The following is a 16776-nucleotide window of genomic DNA, read 5'->3' on the forward strand; positions in this document are numbered from 1 at the left end:
CTTAATGGTGTTTAGCGATTAAAAGGAGCGCTGTACAGCGTCTTTTCACTGTTATAGACGCGTTTCACAGAGGTTTCGTGACAGCGTGCCGTTTGTCTGATGATTGTCAGGCGCGGCCGAAGTGTTGGGCGTCCAGGGCGATAGCCTCATCCAGTGCGGACAGTAATGGCGCTCTGGCCTTTACCTTCGTATTCCCATGGGCTGACATGTTGAGCTTGCTCAGGCGCATAGCGGCGCGGTGAACAGCGTCTTCCAACGCTTCTGGCGCTACGACTTCATCCAGAAAGCCTGCTTCGACAGCCGCTTCAGGTGAAAACATTTCAGCACCAATCACGGCTCGTTGAAAGGCGGGACGGGGCAACCGGTCGCGTGCGATTTCAATACCCGCCTGATGCATTGTCATACCAATAGCGACTTCATTCAGCCCTATGGTAAAGGCGCCTTTGACGCCAATCCGGTAGTCCGCCGACAACAACAGGAAGGCACCTTTGGCAACGGCATGACCACCACATGCAACTATCACGGGGAAGGGGTGGGACAACAGACGACGTGACAGACGAGACCCCATTGTGACTAGGTCGATCGCCTGCTGCGGGCCGCTCATCATGACCTTCAGATCGAAGCCCCCGGAGAGGATTCCCGGTTGGCCTGTAATGACCACAATGGCTTTGTCCTTTTCGGCCTGATCGAGGGCCTCGTTCAGCGCATCGATAACAGCTGGCGAGAGCGCATTGACCTTGCCGTTGTTCAGCGTAAGCGTTGCCACAGGGGATTCATAGCGATAAGAAACAAGTGCGTTCATGAGTGAGCCGTTGTCGTTATTAATATTGCGGTGAACGTAACGACTGTTTCGAGTCACGTAAAGCCGTTTGGTTGACTGCCTGGTCACGCATGAACTGGGCTTTCTGATTTAAATGCATGAATACATTAAAAAAAATTTGCCATTTCAAAACTACATGGATATAGTAGCGCACCTCAACGACGCAGACGTTGAGAAAAACTCTGGTGAGGTGTCCGAGCGGTTGAAGGAGCACGCCTGGAAAGTGTGTATACGAGAAATCGTATCGTGGGTTCGAATCCCACCCTCACCGCCAGATTAACAAAACCCCTGAGAGCGAAAGCTCCAGGGGTTTTGTGCATTCTGGGTGAAATTTCTGCCGAATATACGGGCAGGATGTCAGCGTTTTAGATACCGAGCGCTTGGGGCGTAAGTTGCGAGTGTCAGATCCGGCAGGCAGGGTTCGCTGAAAGACGTTGGTTTGCGAAGTTCGCGCTCTATGTCCGTTAGCACAGTGTCCATCAGCAAAGGGTTCTGGACTTGCGCTGAGGTCAGCTTCCAGGTGAGCGGAGAATTCCCCGTTACGGGAGCTGCAGTAATGGTCAGGCTACCATCGCAATCGACCACTGTATTGACCTGGTAGCGTCCAAGCGAGAGATCCGACAGGTGAAGAAGTGACTTCATGATCAAAGAGCAGCGTTTTCCGTGATGAGTATTAGATACGGAATTTCCCAAACATTCCCGCACGGCTTGACCGTTTGTCAGATCTTCTTTTCCTGTCTTACGTCTTGATTTAGATCAAGAAAGAGGTTGTTTCACCGACGCTGTTGACTCAAGCCGCAGCGTGTCGTGGCGACATGTCCGCCGCGACTTGCCTTTTATGGCCAAAACTTCTGATGGCCTGAAGGCTGTACGGGAAGGATGGTGGTAGGTGCGGTTATAAGGTCGCTGCTTAATCGCCCGACTGTTGTTTGCCAAGTTGCTGGCTATTGAATGGCTAGGCTGACTTTTTCCCCTGGGTACTGTCAAAAACCGGGATTGTGGCGTGTGGCCAACTGGATGTTCGCTGGGTTGTCTGCAATGCTGTGTTTATCTTCAGGCAAAGGCGAACAGTTTGCACATCGCTATTCATTCCCTACCTCAACAATATGGCCATATGCGCCAGCCAGGTCTGTACTGGTTGTTGGTTAACCAGGCTCTGGTGGCCGATACGTTGCTGCTGTCAACCCTCCATGAGCAGGCTTCGGACGTATCGTCAATTTGCGTATTGCCTGACCGGCCCAAGGACAGCTGGATCGACGTTCTGCTGGCTCATAAAACTAACGTCCGGTTTTATACGCTAGCTGAACAGAACCATGAGCGCTGGCTGGAGCGGTTGACCGAAGAGCTTGAATGGTATGGCAGGTTGGCCGGCCGGCTGATCGTGGTGCAGTACGATGTTCGCCAATTGGACAGTCTGACCGAGGCTGCGCTGAAAAAGCGGCTGGCTCATCTGGCCGGATGGATCCGTAAGCACAAGGCTACATGGCTCATGATTGGGGTAGGAGATGGTGTCCAGCAGCGGACACGTCTGGCGCCACTAAGTGATGAGTTATCCGGCCTGGGTGAAATGGAGCGTCATGCCTTTCATGTGCATTACCATATTGATCACTGGCGTAGCGGGGAAGGTGGCGTTTTTCATGCTGACTTCTCACTTGAGCTGAGTGAGTCCGGCCTGCGACTGGCCAATGCCGCTGATGTGGAAGTGTCTACCAGTAACCGTGATGACGAGGTGGTTCTGGCCTGGCGAGAATGCCTGGCAGGCCGACAGGCACCCTCCCGGCATTGGCAGCTGTTTGACTCACTGGAAGATCTGCTTAATGCAGCCCATGGCGCACATGCCGCTACGGTAGTGCTGGGCATTGCAACTGCGGGCAAGGTAGAGGAGCTGGCAAGACAGATCCATGGCTTACGCGCTGCCCGAGGCAATCGGCTCAAGATTGTGATTCGTGAAATCAGTCAGTGTCTTCGCCACGTGGATGAACGGCTGTTCTTTTCAGCGGGTACCAACCTCGTTGTGCCGTACCTGAACGATGTATCCCGTTTCTTTAGTCAGTTGCAAAGTGTACAAGGACAGATTTATCGGCGAACGGGCGATACGGACTTCGATAAGCTCCTGCAGGCATTACGTCCCCAGTTCATGCGTGGCTATGTGGCTGCAGAGACCTTTATTGGCAGTGTACAGGCCGAACTGGAGCGCATCGTACAGGATGAGCTGCCCGGCATGGTATTAAAGCTCAAGCCCGCCCATGGTCTGACCGCTCTGGATCTATTGGCACAGTGCGACATGAAGCGTCGTGGCGATTTCGTGACGGTGGTCGAGCAAAGCTTGTACCTGTATCTGTTTGCGTGTCGCCTTAATGATATCGAACCGGCCTTGCGAAATATTTTTCGTGTTTCTGTCGATACGCTGGCATCGAGTGTCGAGATTTATGACAGCGCCGAGCGGTTGGGGCTGGAGCTGAGTCGAATGAATGCGCTACCGGCCCAGCATGACTATACGGATGACCTTGCCTTCCGGCTCAAAGGTATTGCCGAGCCGGCTGACATCAAAGATGTCTCTCCCGAATCGGGTGAGCCACAGCCTGTATTGAGGCGTGTTTCGCTTATGGTAAAGAGGACTGCAACCCATGAGCGATGAGCTGTTTCACTACGCCATCATTCTGACCGGCATTCTGGCTTTTCTGGCAGGTTTTTTGCTGCGCTCGGCTTGGAAGGCCATACTGGATTGGATATTTCACAAGACACAAAGGCCTCGTTACCTGAAACCCTCGATAGAGCTTAAAGGGGGCAAGATTCGTGATGGCGAGACAAAAGGGCGGGGTAATCAGTAAACCTGACGGACGTTTATGCTCCGTCATCCATTCGACTACGCCTCGCTATCGCCTTGAGCGGGCAGGACGCCTTGATTGAAGATGTGTTTATGACCGATAGACCACTGCTGCCGCTACCCACCGCGCTTCAATACTGGCGAGGGTTGGGCTTCTGGAATTATTACTTCCTCACCAAATTCGTGCTGGTCTGGCAAGGCCTGCTAAATTTTCATGCGTTGGAGAATTTGGCCTTTGCGGCTTTTCTGTTGGTGCCGCTGCCGCCGGTATGGCTGCACCGTCTGAGGCATGTCGTGGCGATTCCCATTGGCGTGTCGCTTTATCTATATGACACCTGGCTACCCCCTGTCAGCCGGCTCTTTGCCCAGTCTGCTGAGATATCGGCGTTCAGCTTTGACTATATCCTTGAGCTGGTAGGGCGGTTCATTAATACTTCCTGGCTGGCCGCAGGTCTCGTGCTGTTGGTGGGGTACCTGTTCTTCAGTCAGTGGATACGTTTCACGGCGGTAACGGTTGTAGCCTTGGTAGCGATTCTGATTGCTGGCCAGACAACCTTCAGGCGTTCATCAAACCCTGCCGCGGGACCAACACTTGTAGACGTCCCAACCACGGCTGTACAGCCTGGAGGACAGGCGTCGCCTGTGCCCAGGCCGGTGGCGGGCGGAACGGTAGAGCCAACCGATGCTAATCTCAATGCAACACTCAGTGATTTTTATACCCATCAGAGCACTCTGGTCAGCCAGTTCCCTCCAACTCTAGGTAGCGACGCGGCCCCCTTTGACGTGCTGATCCTGAATATCTGCTCATTGGCCTGGGACGACATGGAGGATGTCGGACTCAGTCAGCATCCGCTCTGGAACAAGATGGACGTGCTGTTTGATGACTTCAATTCGGCCGCTACTTACAGCGGACCAGCTGTATTGAGGCTGCTTCGAGCGAGCTGCGGCCAGTTGCCTAATGCCGGGTTGTATCAGCCTGCCAGCAAACAGTGCTTTCTCTTCGAAAATCTCAAGCAGTTGGGTTTTGACGAGGCCATGGTCATGAACCATACCGGTCGCTTCGATAATCTGATCGGGCAGGTCAAAGACAACGGTGATATGCAGGCGACTCTTTTCCCGTTTGGGGACTTGCGGCCCGTCATGACGGGCTTTGATGGCTCGCCCATTTACCGTGATGGACAAGTGCTCTCCAAATGGTGGCAACAGCGACTAGACAATGCGTCAGCGCGCGAGGCGATGTTTTATAACACAATCTCGCTGCACGACGGGAATCGGGTCATTGATCCAACGTCCGGCAAGACGGTCACGGCAGAATACAAGCCGCGTCTGCAAAACGTACTAGATGACCTGAGCGGATTTATTGATCGCCTCCAGGCTTCTGGAAAGCCGGTTCTGCTGGTGATCGTGTCCGAGCATGGCGCCGCATTGCGAGGCGATCTCATGCAGATCAAGGGAATGCGAGAAATTCCAAGCCCTACCGTGACGCACATTCCGGCCGGCGTAAAACTCATCAATGCCAAGGCGACGTTGAGCGGGGCGCCTGTTCATATCCGTACACCTGCCAGCTACTTTGCGTTGTCGGAATTGATTAATCACCTGGTGGATGGCGCTGCCTGGAAAAATCCGAATTTCGACCTGAATGCCGTTATTACCAGCCTGCCGCAGCTGGATCATGTGGTGGCGGAAAACGAAGGCAGTGTGATGATGCGTTTCAACAATACGCATTATTTGAGGCTGGATGGTAAAAGCTGGATCAAGTATCCGGAGCGGGGGAAGTAAGCGAGAAAGGCCAGTCGTAATGTACGGCTGGCCTTTCTGGCGCTAGCTTCAGTCGTTGCCGACCCGGACGACCAGCTTGCCAAAGTTCTTGCCTTCCAGGAGGCCCGTAAACGCGTCAGGGGCGTTTTCCAGACCGTCCACGATCTGCTCGCGGTACTTGATCTTGCCTTCGCTTACCCAGGGCGTCATGTTTTCCAGGAACTCACCGTAACGGTCGCCATAGTCCATGGTGATGATGAACCCTTGCATGCGAATGCGCTTGTGCAGGAACGTAGCCTCCAGCATCGGGAGGCGATCCTTGCCGTCAGGCAGATCCTTTGGATCCTTGTTGTAAGTGGCGATCAGACCGCACACCGGTACGCGTGCCTTGGTGTTCAGGAGAGGCAGAACCGCATCGAATACCTTGCCGCCTACGTTTTCGAAATATACATCAATGCCTTTGGGGCAGGCCTTGGCCAGTGCCTCGGCAAAATGCTCACTCCGGTGGTCGATGCATTCATCAAAGCCCAGGGCTTCTACGGCATGCTGGCATTTTTCGGCTCCGCCCGCGATTCCTACAACGCGGCAGCCCTTGAGCTTGGCAATCTGTCCCACCGTCGAGCCAACGGGACCGGTGGCCGCGGCAACCACAACGGTTTCATCCTCCTTGGGCTGTCCGATATCAAGCAGCCCCATGTAAGCAGTAAAACCAGGCATTCCAAGAACGCCCAATGACCAGGAGGGATGCTCCAGGTTATCGCCGAGCTTGTTGAGACCATCGCCATTGGAGACGGCATAATCCTGCCAGCCATTAGCAGCTAATACCCATTCGCCTTCCTTGTAATCCGGATGTCGGGAGCTTTCCACGCGGCAAACCGTGCCTCCTACCATCACATCGCCCACTTGCATCGGATCGGCATAAGATTTCGCATCGCTCATCCGGCCCCTCATGTAGGGGTCGAGAGACAGGTAGACCGTGCGCAGCAATACTTCACCGTCTTTGGGCTCAGGGCGAGGCTCGCGCTCCAGGCGAAAGTTCTCTTGCGTCGGTGCGCCTTGCGGGCGCGAGGCCATTACGATGCGGCGATTTTCGTTTTGGGATTGGGTCATGTCTCACTCCTGTGGATCATCCAGGGTCAGCGCTGTGCCTGTTCAACGAGAGCAGGCGGGCTGTTGGTTACAGGGAAGGGACTGACCCAGATGCCCAGGGTTCCTGAAAATCTCTTTCAGGCTGGCCTGGGTTTAATTGAACTGTGCATATTCCTGAAGTGGCTCGGGCGGCATCCTGAGATCGCCTTCCCAGGGAGCAAAACTGTAGCGCAGGTACACGAGTGCCTGGTTGGGTTTGTAGTCACTCCCCACGGAGCGCTCGATTCCGGCAGACGTACCGATGAACCAGTTGGGCGAAAGACGACGCTCCAGCGAAAAGCTGGCTCGATAGCCAAGGCCTTTGCTGCGGCCTCCCGTCAGTACAGGATTTCCTGCTTCGCGCTGCCAGGCGGACTTTGTCGGGAAGTAATCCGCATCATCCTCTTTCACCCACGAGTAGCTGGCTGATGCTTCGGCGTAAAACGACCAAGCATCCCAGCGTTGCGCAAAGTTGATCGGGACAGAGTAGGACAGGTATTGCTGTGGGCTATAATAGCCTCCCTGGCCGAACGTATAACCGCTCAGGTTTTCCTTGAAGTGCCAGTACATGACGTTACTGCCAACCCGCAGGCGTCGATTGGGCTCGTCGATCAGGCGAAAGTAGATTCCGCTCATCAGGCGCAGGCGATCATTGCTTTCCACGTTTTTACCAGTCAGACGATGAGTCTGCAGGCTCGACCAGATGCCATAGAAGCCGCCCTGGTCGTAGCTCAAACCAAGCGATACCCCATTGGTACGGACGCCACCCCAGGTTTTGCCTGTGCGAGGGTCTTCAGTACCTGCATAGGCCAATAAGGACGTGGACAGGGCGCGGCGGGAGATATCCATTGTCCAGCCAAGGGACTCAAGATTACCGCTCAGGCGTACGCCTCCCACGATATCCTGTACTGGAAACCCCAGGGGCGTAGTACCTACGTCCCACTGGGTGTCCTGCCCACGCCAGCCAACAGCCAGGCTGGTACCTTGGGCTCGTTGGTTGATATGCCCACGACTGCATTCCTCACGGGTCTGGCAGAGGGTGACACTTCCAAAGTTGTTCTGCTCAAGAATGTTTCCTAGGCTGCCATTATCCATCGTAATGGTTTCCGCCCGGAAAAAGCCTCTACCATCCCTGAGGGGATGATCAGCTTCAAAGCGTAGATCATGGGCCTTGAGGTCCGATATACCCGGTGTGCCTGAACTGTCCCATGCGTCATACTGCAGTGTCGCAGTAGCGGTCTGCTGTTGATAAAGCTCAGCGGTATCGCTGCGAATGCTGCGGTTGAGCCAGTCGTCATCAGGTTGTACTCGGGTTTGCCAGGTGAACTGCGCATCGTTTTCGCCCGGATCGCCCATGTTGCTTGTGCGCATAGCCTGGCGATAGCGATCAAGCGCCAGGTCCGGCTGTTGATTGCGCCTGGCGAGCCGCGCCGCGTCGCGCCATAGGAGCGGATCATGGGTCTCGACCTCCAGCGCGGCATTCATGTAGGCTGCGGCTTTCTCCGGCTCTCCCAATTCTGACCACAAATTGGCCATCCGACGTTGCTGTCCTGCAGTGGCTGCTTTGGAGGACAGCTCGGCCAGCTGGCGCCGTGCCTGGATATCAAGGCTCTGCTGATGGGCAAGCTCTGCCAGACTGAGTCCGGCTTCTATATTGTCGGGCTCAAGTACCTGAACTGCACGGTAATAACGCTTGGCCTCGCCAGTATGTCCACCTAATACCGACCACTCGCCCAGCAGGAGAGGAATACCCGCTTCCTTGGGAAAGCGCGTACGTGCCTTTTCAAGCAGGGCGGTCGCATCCTGGGTGCGGCCCTGATTGTTTAAATCGCGCGCTTGAGCCAGGGTCAGGCTGTAATCCAGTCGATAGGCAAGGCTATGCATGTCCTCACTCCACTGGTTGGCAGGGACTTGACGCAGGCTACCAAGCGCCCGTTGCGCCTGGTCCTGACTGTCTAGAAATAGCGCGTGGGCGTACCGCAGGACCGGATCAGTGGAGCGCTGACGCAGTTGATTTGCAAAGGCGTCTTCTGCCTTTGGATTACCCAGTGCTGCGCGCGCTCTAGCAAGGTTATAGGCCAGCCAGGGATCCTGCGGCTGCAGCTCAAGGGCTTCTGTCAGCTTGTGCTCAGCAGTTGCCCATTGACCTTTGGCGGCATGGGCATCGGCCTCGCGCGACAAGATGTTCGCCTGAAGCCGGTTTAGCTCAGGTGTATAACGCTGACGCTGATCCTGGGAAAGGGAGGCGATGAGAGATTTGGCCGTGTCGATCTGGTTTTGCTGAAGGTAAAGGTTGATGAGGCCGCGTAGTGCTGCGCCGTTTCGACGGTCATAGGCCAGCGCCCGCTTGTAGGTCTGCTCGGCTCTGTTCGTATCACCCTGCGCTGCATAGACATCGGCAAGGCCCGTCAAGGGCTCTACGGCGCGAGGTTGCAGTCTGGCAGCGTTCTGGTAGGCCTTTGTCGCTGCAGTGTAATTGCCTGCACGCAATGCAGCATCCCCATCATTGAGGGTTGCCCAGAACTGGGCTGTTGCAATCAGGCTCTGCCATTGGGCTCGCTGGTCGATGTTCTGCTCGTTGGCCAGGGCCCGCTGGTAAAAGGCTAACGCTTCCTGATGCCTGCCTTCCCGTTGCCGTAGTCTTCCCAAGCTGCCTAAAGCGTCAGAATCATTGGGGAAGCCCTTGAGGGCCTGCTGCAAGGCGCGCTCGATAGCGGCATGGTCCTGCGAGTCTTGCTCCAGGAGCTGCTGCGCCCTCTGCTTGGCTCTGAACGCTGGGTTTGCCAGCAGTTGTTGCTGCGCGGCTAACCCCTCGCGGGCAATAGGAGCTGCATCCGGGTAGGACTCAAGGTAACGCTTCCAGAGCGTGACAGCCCTATCTTCAACTGGCATTCGCTGAAGCTGGTCCAGCCATACAGCAGAGGCGCCCTGGCGGGCGTAGGGGTCCTGACTGAGCTTTTCCAGGTCCTTGTAGGCTTCTGGATCATACGGATTCAGATCAAGTCGCTGTCTGACCAGCGCCAGCCGATAGTTGCCACTTTGCGGATAGCGATTTACCAGTGATTGAATACCCTGTAGGGCTCTGGTATGACCCTGCGGCGTATTGGCAACCGCTTGCCAGTATTCCAGCTCGTATTCCGGCGACGGCAGGCCTGGCTTGAATAGCTCATCGTATAGCTTCAGGGCTTCGTCATAGCGACCCGCCCGGGCGAGCAGCCTGGCTTGAAGAAGCTGCGATTTTTTCTGTGGCTGATCAAGCTCGATATCAAGCCGTACCAGACTCAATGCCTGCGAACCCGGAGCAACCTTTTCCAGATGCTCCAGTGCAGACTGTGCTTCCTGAGGCTTGTTCTGCCTTAGTCTTAGGCGGGCGAGGGCAGCCAAGCCTTCCGGATGATCAGGTGCCACTTTGAAAAGGCGGTAAAGGCTGTCTTCGATCAGGTCATCTTTGTTACGCGCCTCGCCAGCCCTGACTTGCGCCATTAGCCGATCCTCCGGCGTAACGGGCCCCTCGGCCTGAGCCGACAGGCTAACCAATAGAAGAGACAGCAGAACAATCAGCGTGGGCATGCAGCGGTATCCGGCAACTGCAATTCACCATGAACGTTGAAGCGGAAGCGGCCTTCTTGCCAGCCTCGTCCAAACAGCGACAGGACATTGCCATAATAGGCATCTGCCTCGAGCGGCTCCTGCTTCAAGCGGGTTAGCTGAGCGTCGAGAGCCGCCTTGTCACCCAGGCTTGCCAGAAGCGGAAGTACAGCCGCCGAGAAGCCTAAAGGCCCGCGGTTTTGAGTAGTCCCTGTCTGGGCATTGATCTCTTCGGGCGGGTAGCCCCGTTGCGAGACATAAGTCTGCATGGGCTGGAAGCGCGAAAGCAGGCTGTCTCGACCGGCTGACCCAGGTGCCTGCATACCCGCCCACAGGTAGACGCGAATGGCATTATAACTGCCTTGCCAGTTGCTCCGTTCGGAGCCATGCCAGGCACCTGAGCGCCAATCAGTCCAGTCAGGTGCAAAGCCTTTGGGCGCGGTTTCGTTCAGCAGTCGCAGCGTAGGGGCAATCATGCCTTGCCAGGGGCCTTCCGGATGCTTGTATGCGAAGCTGCTGAGCAAAAAGAGCGGAGTGTAGCTAGGATTTAGCGTCCAGCTGTCCTCGTCGATAAAACCGACCGGGGCGGGCAGAAGCATTGGACCAAGCCCCTCGATTCGCGCGACTTCCTGCTTTTCGATCTGCTGAAGAAGCCGATTGGATAACGTCTGGTAATTGTGAATCCGCCAGAGGCGCGAGGCCTCCTGAAGGCTGTAGGCAATCCAGAGGTCGGCATCGGAAGCGGCGTTGTCATCCAGTATTTGAAAGTTGCCGTTTTCCGCACGCCCCCAGAGCCAGGCGGGCAGGTGTTTGGAAAAGTCTCCCTGGCTCAGATTGCCCTGCGTCCAGTTGACCAAACGCTGAAACGTGGTTCGGTCACCTGCCACCAGGGCGAAAAAGAGTGCATAGGATTGCCCCTCCGATGTCGTAATTGCGCGCTCGTCGCTGCGATCAATCACCCTGCCATTTTCGATGAACCCGCGCTTGAAACTTTCCCAAGCCGGCCACTGGCAGGCAGCCGAGACGGGGCTGGCGAGACTGATCAGACAGAGGGAGGCAAGCACTTTTTTCATGAAGGTTACTCCTGTTCCTGCAGGCGACGGCGCGCCAGCCAGCGGAGGACATTCCAGAGCAGGGCAGCCAATATCAGTGTGGTCACGATTGCAATGAATGCCAGTAGCAGCGGATGTGCGGACAGGTGATACCAGAGAAGCAGCCACCAGGGCAGGCTGCCTACGTAGTAAGGCTCCCCTACGATATGACTGTCGATCCGGTCTCCGCGGAAAAGACTGACGGACCCGGTGACATTCTCAAGCCCGGTATTCTGGCTCAAGGCCTCTTGCAGCTGCTGATAGCTGTTTTCGCCATAACCCATCAGAGCGACTACGCTGCGCGAGCTGGCGTATGGGGATTCAAATTCGACCAGCGCCGAGATCGGCCCCGACGACAACGTCTGCAACTGTGTGTCTGCCATGGCAGACCCAGTGTCCTGTAGCGGTGACTCAAGGCGGGATGTCTTGCGGTTGGGCAGCATGAGCGACGTTCGGGTCTTATCCACGAACGCTGTCATATTCTTGTCCAACTCGGTCCGAGCCTGCTCGGGAATTTCACCTATTATCAGAACGTCGCGTTCGCCTTTCTTTATGGTTGACCAGTCATCACCAATGGAGACCTGTGTCGCGGGATAGCCTGTAATGGCCCCCATGCGTCCCATCAACGTAAACAAAAGGCCTGTCTGTTCCGGCGTTGGCTGCGAGGGCATCATTACCTGCGTCTGGGATAGATCGGCAAGGCGAGTAAAGGGATATCCGGCACTGACAAAGGCGCGTAGGTCGGGCATGGCCTTGTAGTGATAGAGCGAAGAAAAATCAATGGTCGAGTCCGGATCGATTGCGGCCTGAACATTGAGCGGAAGCGTCGTGGTGCAGCTGGTATTGTCGCCATTGGCCGGGAAGGCGCCGAAAGAAAAATCAAAACGCAGCTCATTGCGAGCCCCCAGCTTGAGTGACGGCACTTGAAAGCCGGTACTGGTCCCTAGCAGATTTTCGTTAAGAATCGGCAGATTAACACCGCCCATGCTCTGGTTGGCATTCTTGCTCAGCGTAAAGGCCTTGATGAACTGGTTGTTGGCGTTGACCGTCAACAGGGCCGTATCGTCACGGAGCGGGGGCGTGTAGCGGTATTTAAGATCCAGCGGGATACCGCGATTACGCCACACGAACAGGTCCGGCGGAATATTGAACGCCAGCGTAATCGGTCGCGGCACCATGCCGGTGACTTCCAGCTGATTGGGATAATCCATTAGCTCGCCCAATCGAGTAGGGCGATCCAGTGAAACCCAATTTGGGGCATCGTAGGGTTGGCGGGGTGCCAGGGTTTGCAGAGAGTCCACGGTGGTGGATTGCCCTCGTAGCGTAACAGCGCCCAAGGCGACAGCTTTCGCTGCGGTCAGCAGGTCGTTGTCGTCGCGTCCAAGGATCAATAACAGCTTTCCATAAGGATTTTGCGGATTCTCGACAATCTCAATGGTCGGTGCTGTCACCTCCGCATGGTCTTCAATCAACGCAGGCAACTGTGCATTCGTTGCAAACACAACGGCATTGCCTTGGATGGGCAGGTGTCTAAAAGAAGTCGGGAAGCTGGCACCGCGCCAGCCACTCAGCGTTCCAAACCAGGACGCCATTACTGCCCCAGCAGTCTGCTGGGCACTGTTGGGACGATCTGCAAAGATGAATGGAACGCTCAGGGCCGCCGGGTCGCGCTGATCGAAAAAGGGCTCTGGTAATTTGGATAAGTCATTCTGGATCTTTAGTGCCTGAGTGCTCAGGAGCAGCTGGCTTTTCGCGCTGAAGTCAACCCATAGGCTGGAGTGCAGCGGGTCTTCGCAAATGGGGGCATAGTGGCCAACCAACTCAAAGCGCACGTTGTTGTAATCAGAAATAAACTGGGCATCGAGCGGTAAGTCTCGAGTAATTTCCTTGCCCAGATCCGCCTGATTGATAGGCAATACCCCCATCAACTCATTGTTCAGATAGACCTTCAGGTGCGACTGCACCGGAATCAGCGCCGGCGAGGGGGTATACACCAAATGGAGTCGAGCGCCTGTGACGACCTCATCGCTACGTAACCCGAACGATGCGTAGAGATTTCTCAAGACATTACGGGTCGTCAGGTTTCCCGCTGATGAGATCTGATTGAAGCCCAGCTGCCGCTCCTGTACCGGTGGGGCAACGGGTGTCGTGTTGGGAGCAGGCGCAACCGTAGGCGCCGCGGTAGTCCAGGGGGCGCAGGCCAGCAGAGCCGCTGCGATGAGAAAGCGGATTACGCCTTTCATGCTTATCCTTGCTGTTGTGTTCGTTTTGGCGGTAGGACAGGGGTTACAGGTATGAACGACACGAGTTTCTCCACCAGCCACACCGAGCCCTTGATAAGAGGACGGGAAAGCCTGGGGGAGTGCTGCAGCATGCGTTTATAACCTGATAATCCGACCCGGATAATGGCCAGGATGCTGCGTAGCGGACTGTCTTGCACGAAACTTTCCTGCCATTGGGCCCAAGTGTCGGCACGTGCAAACGTACACTGCACAAAATTGATGCGTGTCTGTACATCCATCGGTTCAAGCTCTAGCCCTGCCACCCGGCCTCGCTGGTTCCGAACGCGAGTGGCAAAGCTGTACTCCTCAAGGCCGCGCTTTAGTTGCAGAAAGATCTGCTCGTCCGTCTTGAGGTCCAGCGCCGGCGGCAGCTCCAGTCCCACACCGCCGTCGGAGTAGTCCGTCAGCGTACATGCATAAACGTGGCCGCCTGTCAGGCGTATGGCGGCAGGTAGTCTCAAGTCGACGCGGTGGGTGCGACGAACCTGACGAACTTCCGCGGCAACTGCAATGGCGCCCCCAAGGATAATCAGGTTATAGACGGTCCAGAGCATGCTGATGATGACAGTGCCTTGTTCGACGGCCGGGCCGGTAACGTAACGATAGACACCAAACAGCAGGCCTACCACATTCAATCCAGCCAGGAACAGAAAGGACTTCGAGATCGTCCAGTCAAAGACGTTTTCCTCAACCAGTCCCCCTTTAGCCGTTACGTTGAATTTACCCTTGTGCGGATTGATCAGCGCCACTGTGGTAGGCCGGGCGATGTACCAGGACAGCACCGTCTCGTAGATCTCGCTCCAGAAGGAATAACGGTACCGACCCTGGATGCGCGAATTGGTAATGCTGGCATGGGCGATGTGAGGCAGAACGAACAGCAGAATCAGCAGCGCCGGGGCATACAGGATATACGCATGCAGGATCAGGAAAGCCAATGGTGAAAGCAGGTAGATGAGCCTGGGTACGCCGGCGAGAAAATGCAGCATTGCGTTGCAATAGCAGAGTCGCTGCGGAAGCGAGAGGCCTTTGCCCATCAGAGGATTGTCCAGGCGGAAGATCTGCACCATGCCCCGTGCCCAGCGAATTCGCTGGCCGATATGGGCTGAGAGGCTTTCGGTGGCGAGGCCGGCTGCCTGGGGGATACGAATATAAGCGGACGTCCAGCCGTTGCGGTGCAGACGCAGGGACGTATGGGCATCCTCGGTTACGGTTTCCACGGCGAAACCACCAATGCTTTCCACGGCGGTGCGCCGCAAAATGGCGCAGGAGCCGCAGAAGAACGTGGCGTCCCACATGTCGTTTCCGTTCTGGACCAGACCGTAAAACAGGGTATTCTCGTTCGGCGTACGCCGGAAGTTACCCAGGTTGCGCTCGAAGGGGTCTGGCGACAGAAAATGGTGAGGCGTCTGCATAACGCCCAACTTTGGGCTTTTCAGGAACCAGCCCATGGTCATCTGTAGAAAAGAGCTGGTCGGAATATGGTCGCAGTCAAAGATCACCAGGAAATCACCTTTGGTGACTTTCATGGCCGCATTCAGATTGCCTGCCTTGGCGTGGCGATTATCCGAGCGAATCAGATAGTGCACCCCAACTTCCGCGGCAAACTGGCGAAATGACTCCCGTTTACCGTCATCAAGAATGTAGATGTTCAGCTTGTCTTTTGGCCAGTCGATACCCAGGGAGGCCAGTACCGTCGACCGAACGACAGCCAGGTCTTCGTTATAGGTGGGAATATAAATATCGACCGAAGGCCATTCGGCAATGTTGAGGGGGAGCGGATAGGGCTTGCGATCCAGCGGCCAGATTGTCTGGAAGTACCCAAGGATCAGTACCAGCCAGGAATAAGTTTCTGCCAGCAACAGGAGCAGGCCGCAGATGACATCCAGCGGATTTTCCCAGTTTAGCGTCTGCGTATAGCGCCACCAGAAATACCGACACGATACGAGCAGCGAAAGGATGATAAGCGCTAACGTCGGGAAGCGCCCCGGCATCTTGCGAATGACCATTGCCAGCGCCCATAGCATGGCGATAAAAACGATCTGCTGACCGATCTCGAATGGCTGCGTTACGCAAAGCAGCAAAAGCGGCGTGGCAATAAGCGCAAAGGCACCACCTAAGATGCATTTCGCTCTAACCGAAAGAGACGACCAAGTCTCTTCTTTCAGCGTAGCGAGTGGCAAGCGTTCCGGCAGACGTGCGGCTGAACGATAGAGGCGACGTCGATGCTCAAGCAGGGCAGGAAAACGTTGGAAACCCTTGGAGAGAGCAGCCAAGTAATCGGGACCTTTGCCATTGACGGGCCTGACCAGAATCAGCCAGATACTTTGCATGACAGTTCTGAGAGGATTGCCCAGGCGCCGCGTGGATAACTGAGGGTACAGCGCACGCCAGTTGATGGCGACCCATTGCCAGGTGGGGCGCTCGAATCGCAGGAATGTCCAGCCCAGTAGCCACAATGCCGTCATCAGTAAGGCAACCGGCGCGCGATGGCGCTCGCGGCTCTTGTGGTAGTACAGCGAAAGCCAGGATTTGGCAGCCGGTGCCAGGATCATGTGGCGCCTGCCTGCGCCACGCTCCATGTAGCCAGCGAGAGGAAGTTGTGGCTGGCCAGAGAGGCCGGAGCGCTATCTGCTAGCGGCCGCTTCAGGGCCAGGGCCTCGCGTACAGCTTCATCCTCGTGGATGATGGTTGAAATCAGTGTCTTGCCCAGGACCAGGCGCCAGAGTTGTATGAGATCCCGAGAGAGCTTGTAAGCGGGTTGGTAACGGTTCACCAACCAGAAGCGGTTGGGTGTATTCAGCTGGCCGACCAGTGATTGCTGATTAATCAGGGCATGGCAGGCAGGATCGGCCTGCACGATTTGAATCCATTGCAGGTCCGTAATCTGACCTAGTGCCTCGCGAAAGCTCGAGTGCTGTGGCACGTCGAAAATCACATAGGTATCGTCCGGCATCGCAAGTGCGCGCAGGGATGTGGGCAACCAGTCTGCAGCCAGCTCATGTAGATGGGAAAGCGAGGTCGGACGACCAAAGGGCAGCAGCCAGATGTGCTCCTTATAAAGGAAAGCGGTGCTTTGCCAGGGGTAGCCTTCGGCGAGAGCCTGTGCCCATCCGGCATCCTCTGTAACGGATAAGCCAAAGTGCAGTCCCAGTAGATTGCTGGGGCAAAGATCGATCAGCAGAACATGCTTCTGTAAGGTGGCTAGACTGGCCGCCAGGCCTGCGGCTACTGAGGTGGTTCCACAGCCGCCCCGTATTCCCTGGACGGCTATAACGTGCATAT

General features: G+C 56.0%; 11 protein-coding genes and 1 tRNA gene. 4 read left to right on the forward strand and 8 right to left on the reverse strand.

Translation table 11 applies throughout. The annotated features are described in order from the left end of the window. Positions 1 to 106: 106 nt before the first annotated feature. Positions 107 to 802 (reverse strand): crotonase/enoyl-CoA hydratase family protein, encoded by a 696-nt coding sequence (locus tag HMPREF1487_RS17450; RefSeq protein ID WP_010798010.1) that lies wholly within the window; start codon positions 800 to 802, stop codon positions 107 to 109. 202 nt (positions 803 to 1004) lie between these two features. Here HMPREF1487_RS17450 and HMPREF1487_RS17455 point away from each other — a divergent pair. Next, positions 1005 to 1094, forward strand: a tRNA-Ser gene (locus HMPREF1487_RS17455). An 83-nt stretch (positions 1095 to 1177) separates the two neighbouring features. Here HMPREF1487_RS17455 and HMPREF1487_RS27340 read toward each other — a convergent pair. Further along, a complete protein-coding gene (locus HMPREF1487_RS27340; protein WP_010798011.1) occupies positions 1178 to 1462 on the reverse strand; it encodes a hypothetical protein in 285 nt (94 codons plus the stop codon). A gap of 430 nt (positions 1463 to 1892) precedes the next feature. Between HMPREF1487_RS27340 and bcsE the strand changes: the two genes are divergently transcribed. The 3 genes from bcsE (at position 1893) to bcsG (ending at position 5426) form a co-directional block, all read left to right on the forward strand. Then, the gene (gene bcsE, locus HMPREF1487_RS17460; RefSeq protein ID WP_037030173.1) at positions 1893 to 3458 is read left to right on the forward strand and encodes a cellulose biosynthesis protein BcsE; all 1566 of its coding nucleotides are present in this window, start codon (positions 1893 to 1895) and stop codon (positions 3456 to 3458) included. Further along, positions 3448 to 3651, forward strand: coding sequence for a hypothetical protein (locus HMPREF1487_RS17465; RefSeq protein WP_010798013.1), 204 nt, complete (start codon positions 3448 to 3450; stop codon positions 3649 to 3651). The genes bcsE and HMPREF1487_RS17465 overlap by 11 nt, the downstream gene beginning before the upstream one ends. Before the next feature lie 89 nt (positions 3652 to 3740). Continuing rightward, the gene (bcsG, locus tag HMPREF1487_RS17470; RefSeq protein WP_051370193.1) at positions 3741 to 5426 is read left to right on the forward strand and encodes a cellulose biosynthesis protein BcsG; all 1686 of its coding nucleotides are present in this window, start codon (positions 3741 to 3743) and stop codon (positions 5424 to 5426) included. Between the two features lie 48 nt (positions 5427 to 5474). Here bcsG and HMPREF1487_RS17475 read toward each other — a convergent pair whose 3' ends face one another. From HMPREF1487_RS17475 to bcsQ, 6 genes are all read right to left on the reverse strand, one after another. Continuing rightward, on the reverse strand, positions 5475 to 6515 hold the full coding sequence (locus HMPREF1487_RS17475) for an NADP-dependent oxidoreductase (RefSeq protein WP_010798015.1): 1041 nt from the start codon (positions 6513 to 6515) through the stop codon (positions 5475 to 5477). A 132-nt stretch (positions 6516 to 6647) separates the two neighbouring features. Continuing rightward, positions 6648 to 10103, reverse strand: a complete 3456-nt coding sequence (bcsC, locus tag HMPREF1487_RS17480; protein ID WP_010798016.1) for a cellulose synthase complex outer membrane protein BcsC — start codon at positions 10101 to 10103, stop codon at positions 6648 to 6650. Next, the gene (gene bcsZ / locus HMPREF1487_RS17485; protein ID WP_010798017.1) at positions 10091 to 11194 is read right to left on the reverse strand and encodes a cellulose synthase complex periplasmic endoglucanase BcsZ; all 1104 of its coding nucleotides are present in this window, start codon (positions 11192 to 11194) and stop codon (positions 10091 to 10093) included. Before bcsZ ends, bcsC begins: the two co-directional genes overlap by 13 nt. 5 nt (positions 11195 to 11199) lie before the next feature. Beyond that, a complete protein-coding gene (bcsB, locus tag HMPREF1487_RS17490; RefSeq protein ID WP_010798018.1) occupies positions 11200 to 13455 on the reverse strand; it encodes a cellulose biosynthesis cyclic di-GMP-binding regulatory protein BcsB in 2256 nt (751 codons plus the stop codon). 2 nt (positions 13456 to 13457) lie between these two features. Next, positions 13458 to 16046 carry a UDP-forming cellulose synthase catalytic subunit gene (bcsA, locus tag HMPREF1487_RS17495; protein ID WP_010798019.1) on the reverse strand — a complete coding sequence of 863 codons (2589 nt, stop codon included), beginning with the start codon at positions 16044 to 16046 and terminating at the stop codon, positions 13458 to 13460. Then, positions 16043 to 16774: a cellulose biosynthesis protein BcsQ gene (gene bcsQ / locus HMPREF1487_RS17500; protein ID WP_010798020.1), complete on the reverse strand. Its 732-nt coding sequence runs from the start codon at positions 16772 to 16774 to the stop codon at positions 16043 to 16045. The genes bcsA and bcsQ overlap by 4 nt, the downstream gene beginning before the upstream one ends. Between the last annotated feature and the right edge of the window lie 2 nt (positions 16775 to 16776).

Origin of the sequence: Pseudomonas sp. HPB0071 (assembly GCF_000478505.2) — a bacterium.
GTDB classification, from domain to species: domain Bacteria; phylum Pseudomonadota; class Gammaproteobacteria; order Pseudomonadales; family Pseudomonadaceae; genus Chryseomonas; species Chryseomonas luteola.

Coding starts and splice junctions, on each gene's coding strand:
- bcsG (WP_051370193.1), top strand. CDS start 3,741: ATGACCGATAGACCACTGCTGCCGCTACCCACCGCGCTTCAATACTGG.
- bcsC (WP_010798016.1), bottom strand. CDS start 10,103: ATGCCCACGCTGATTGTTCTGCTGTCTCTTCTATTGGTTAGCCTGTCG.
- HMPREF1487_RS17450 (WP_010798010.1), bottom strand. CDS start 802: ATGAACGCACTTGTTTCTTATCGCTATGAATCCCCTGTGGCAACGCTT.
- bcsB (WP_010798018.1), bottom strand. CDS start 13,455: ATGAAAGGCGTAATCCGCTTTCTCATCGCAGCGGCTCTGCTGGCCTGC.
- bcsZ (WP_010798017.1), bottom strand. CDS start 11,194: ATGAAAAAAGTGCTTGCCTCCCTCTGTCTGATCAGTCTCGCCAGCCCC.
- bcsQ (WP_010798020.1), bottom strand. CDS start 16,774: ATGCACGTTATAGCCGTCCAGGGAATACGGGGCGGCTGTGGAACCACC.
- HMPREF1487_RS27340 (WP_010798011.1), bottom strand. CDS start 1,462: ATGAAGTCACTTCTTCACCTGTCGGATCTCTCGCTTGGACGCTACCAG.
- HMPREF1487_RS17475 (WP_010798015.1), bottom strand. CDS start 6,515: ATGACCCAATCCCAAAACGAAAATCGCCGCATCGTAATGGCCTCGCGC.
- HMPREF1487_RS17465 (WP_010798013.1), top strand. CDS start 3,448: ATGAGCGATGAGCTGTTTCACTACGCCATCATTCTGACCGGCATTCTG.
- bcsA (WP_010798019.1), bottom strand. CDS start 16,046: ATGATCCTGGCACCGGCTGCCAAATCCTGGCTTTCGCTGTACTACCAC.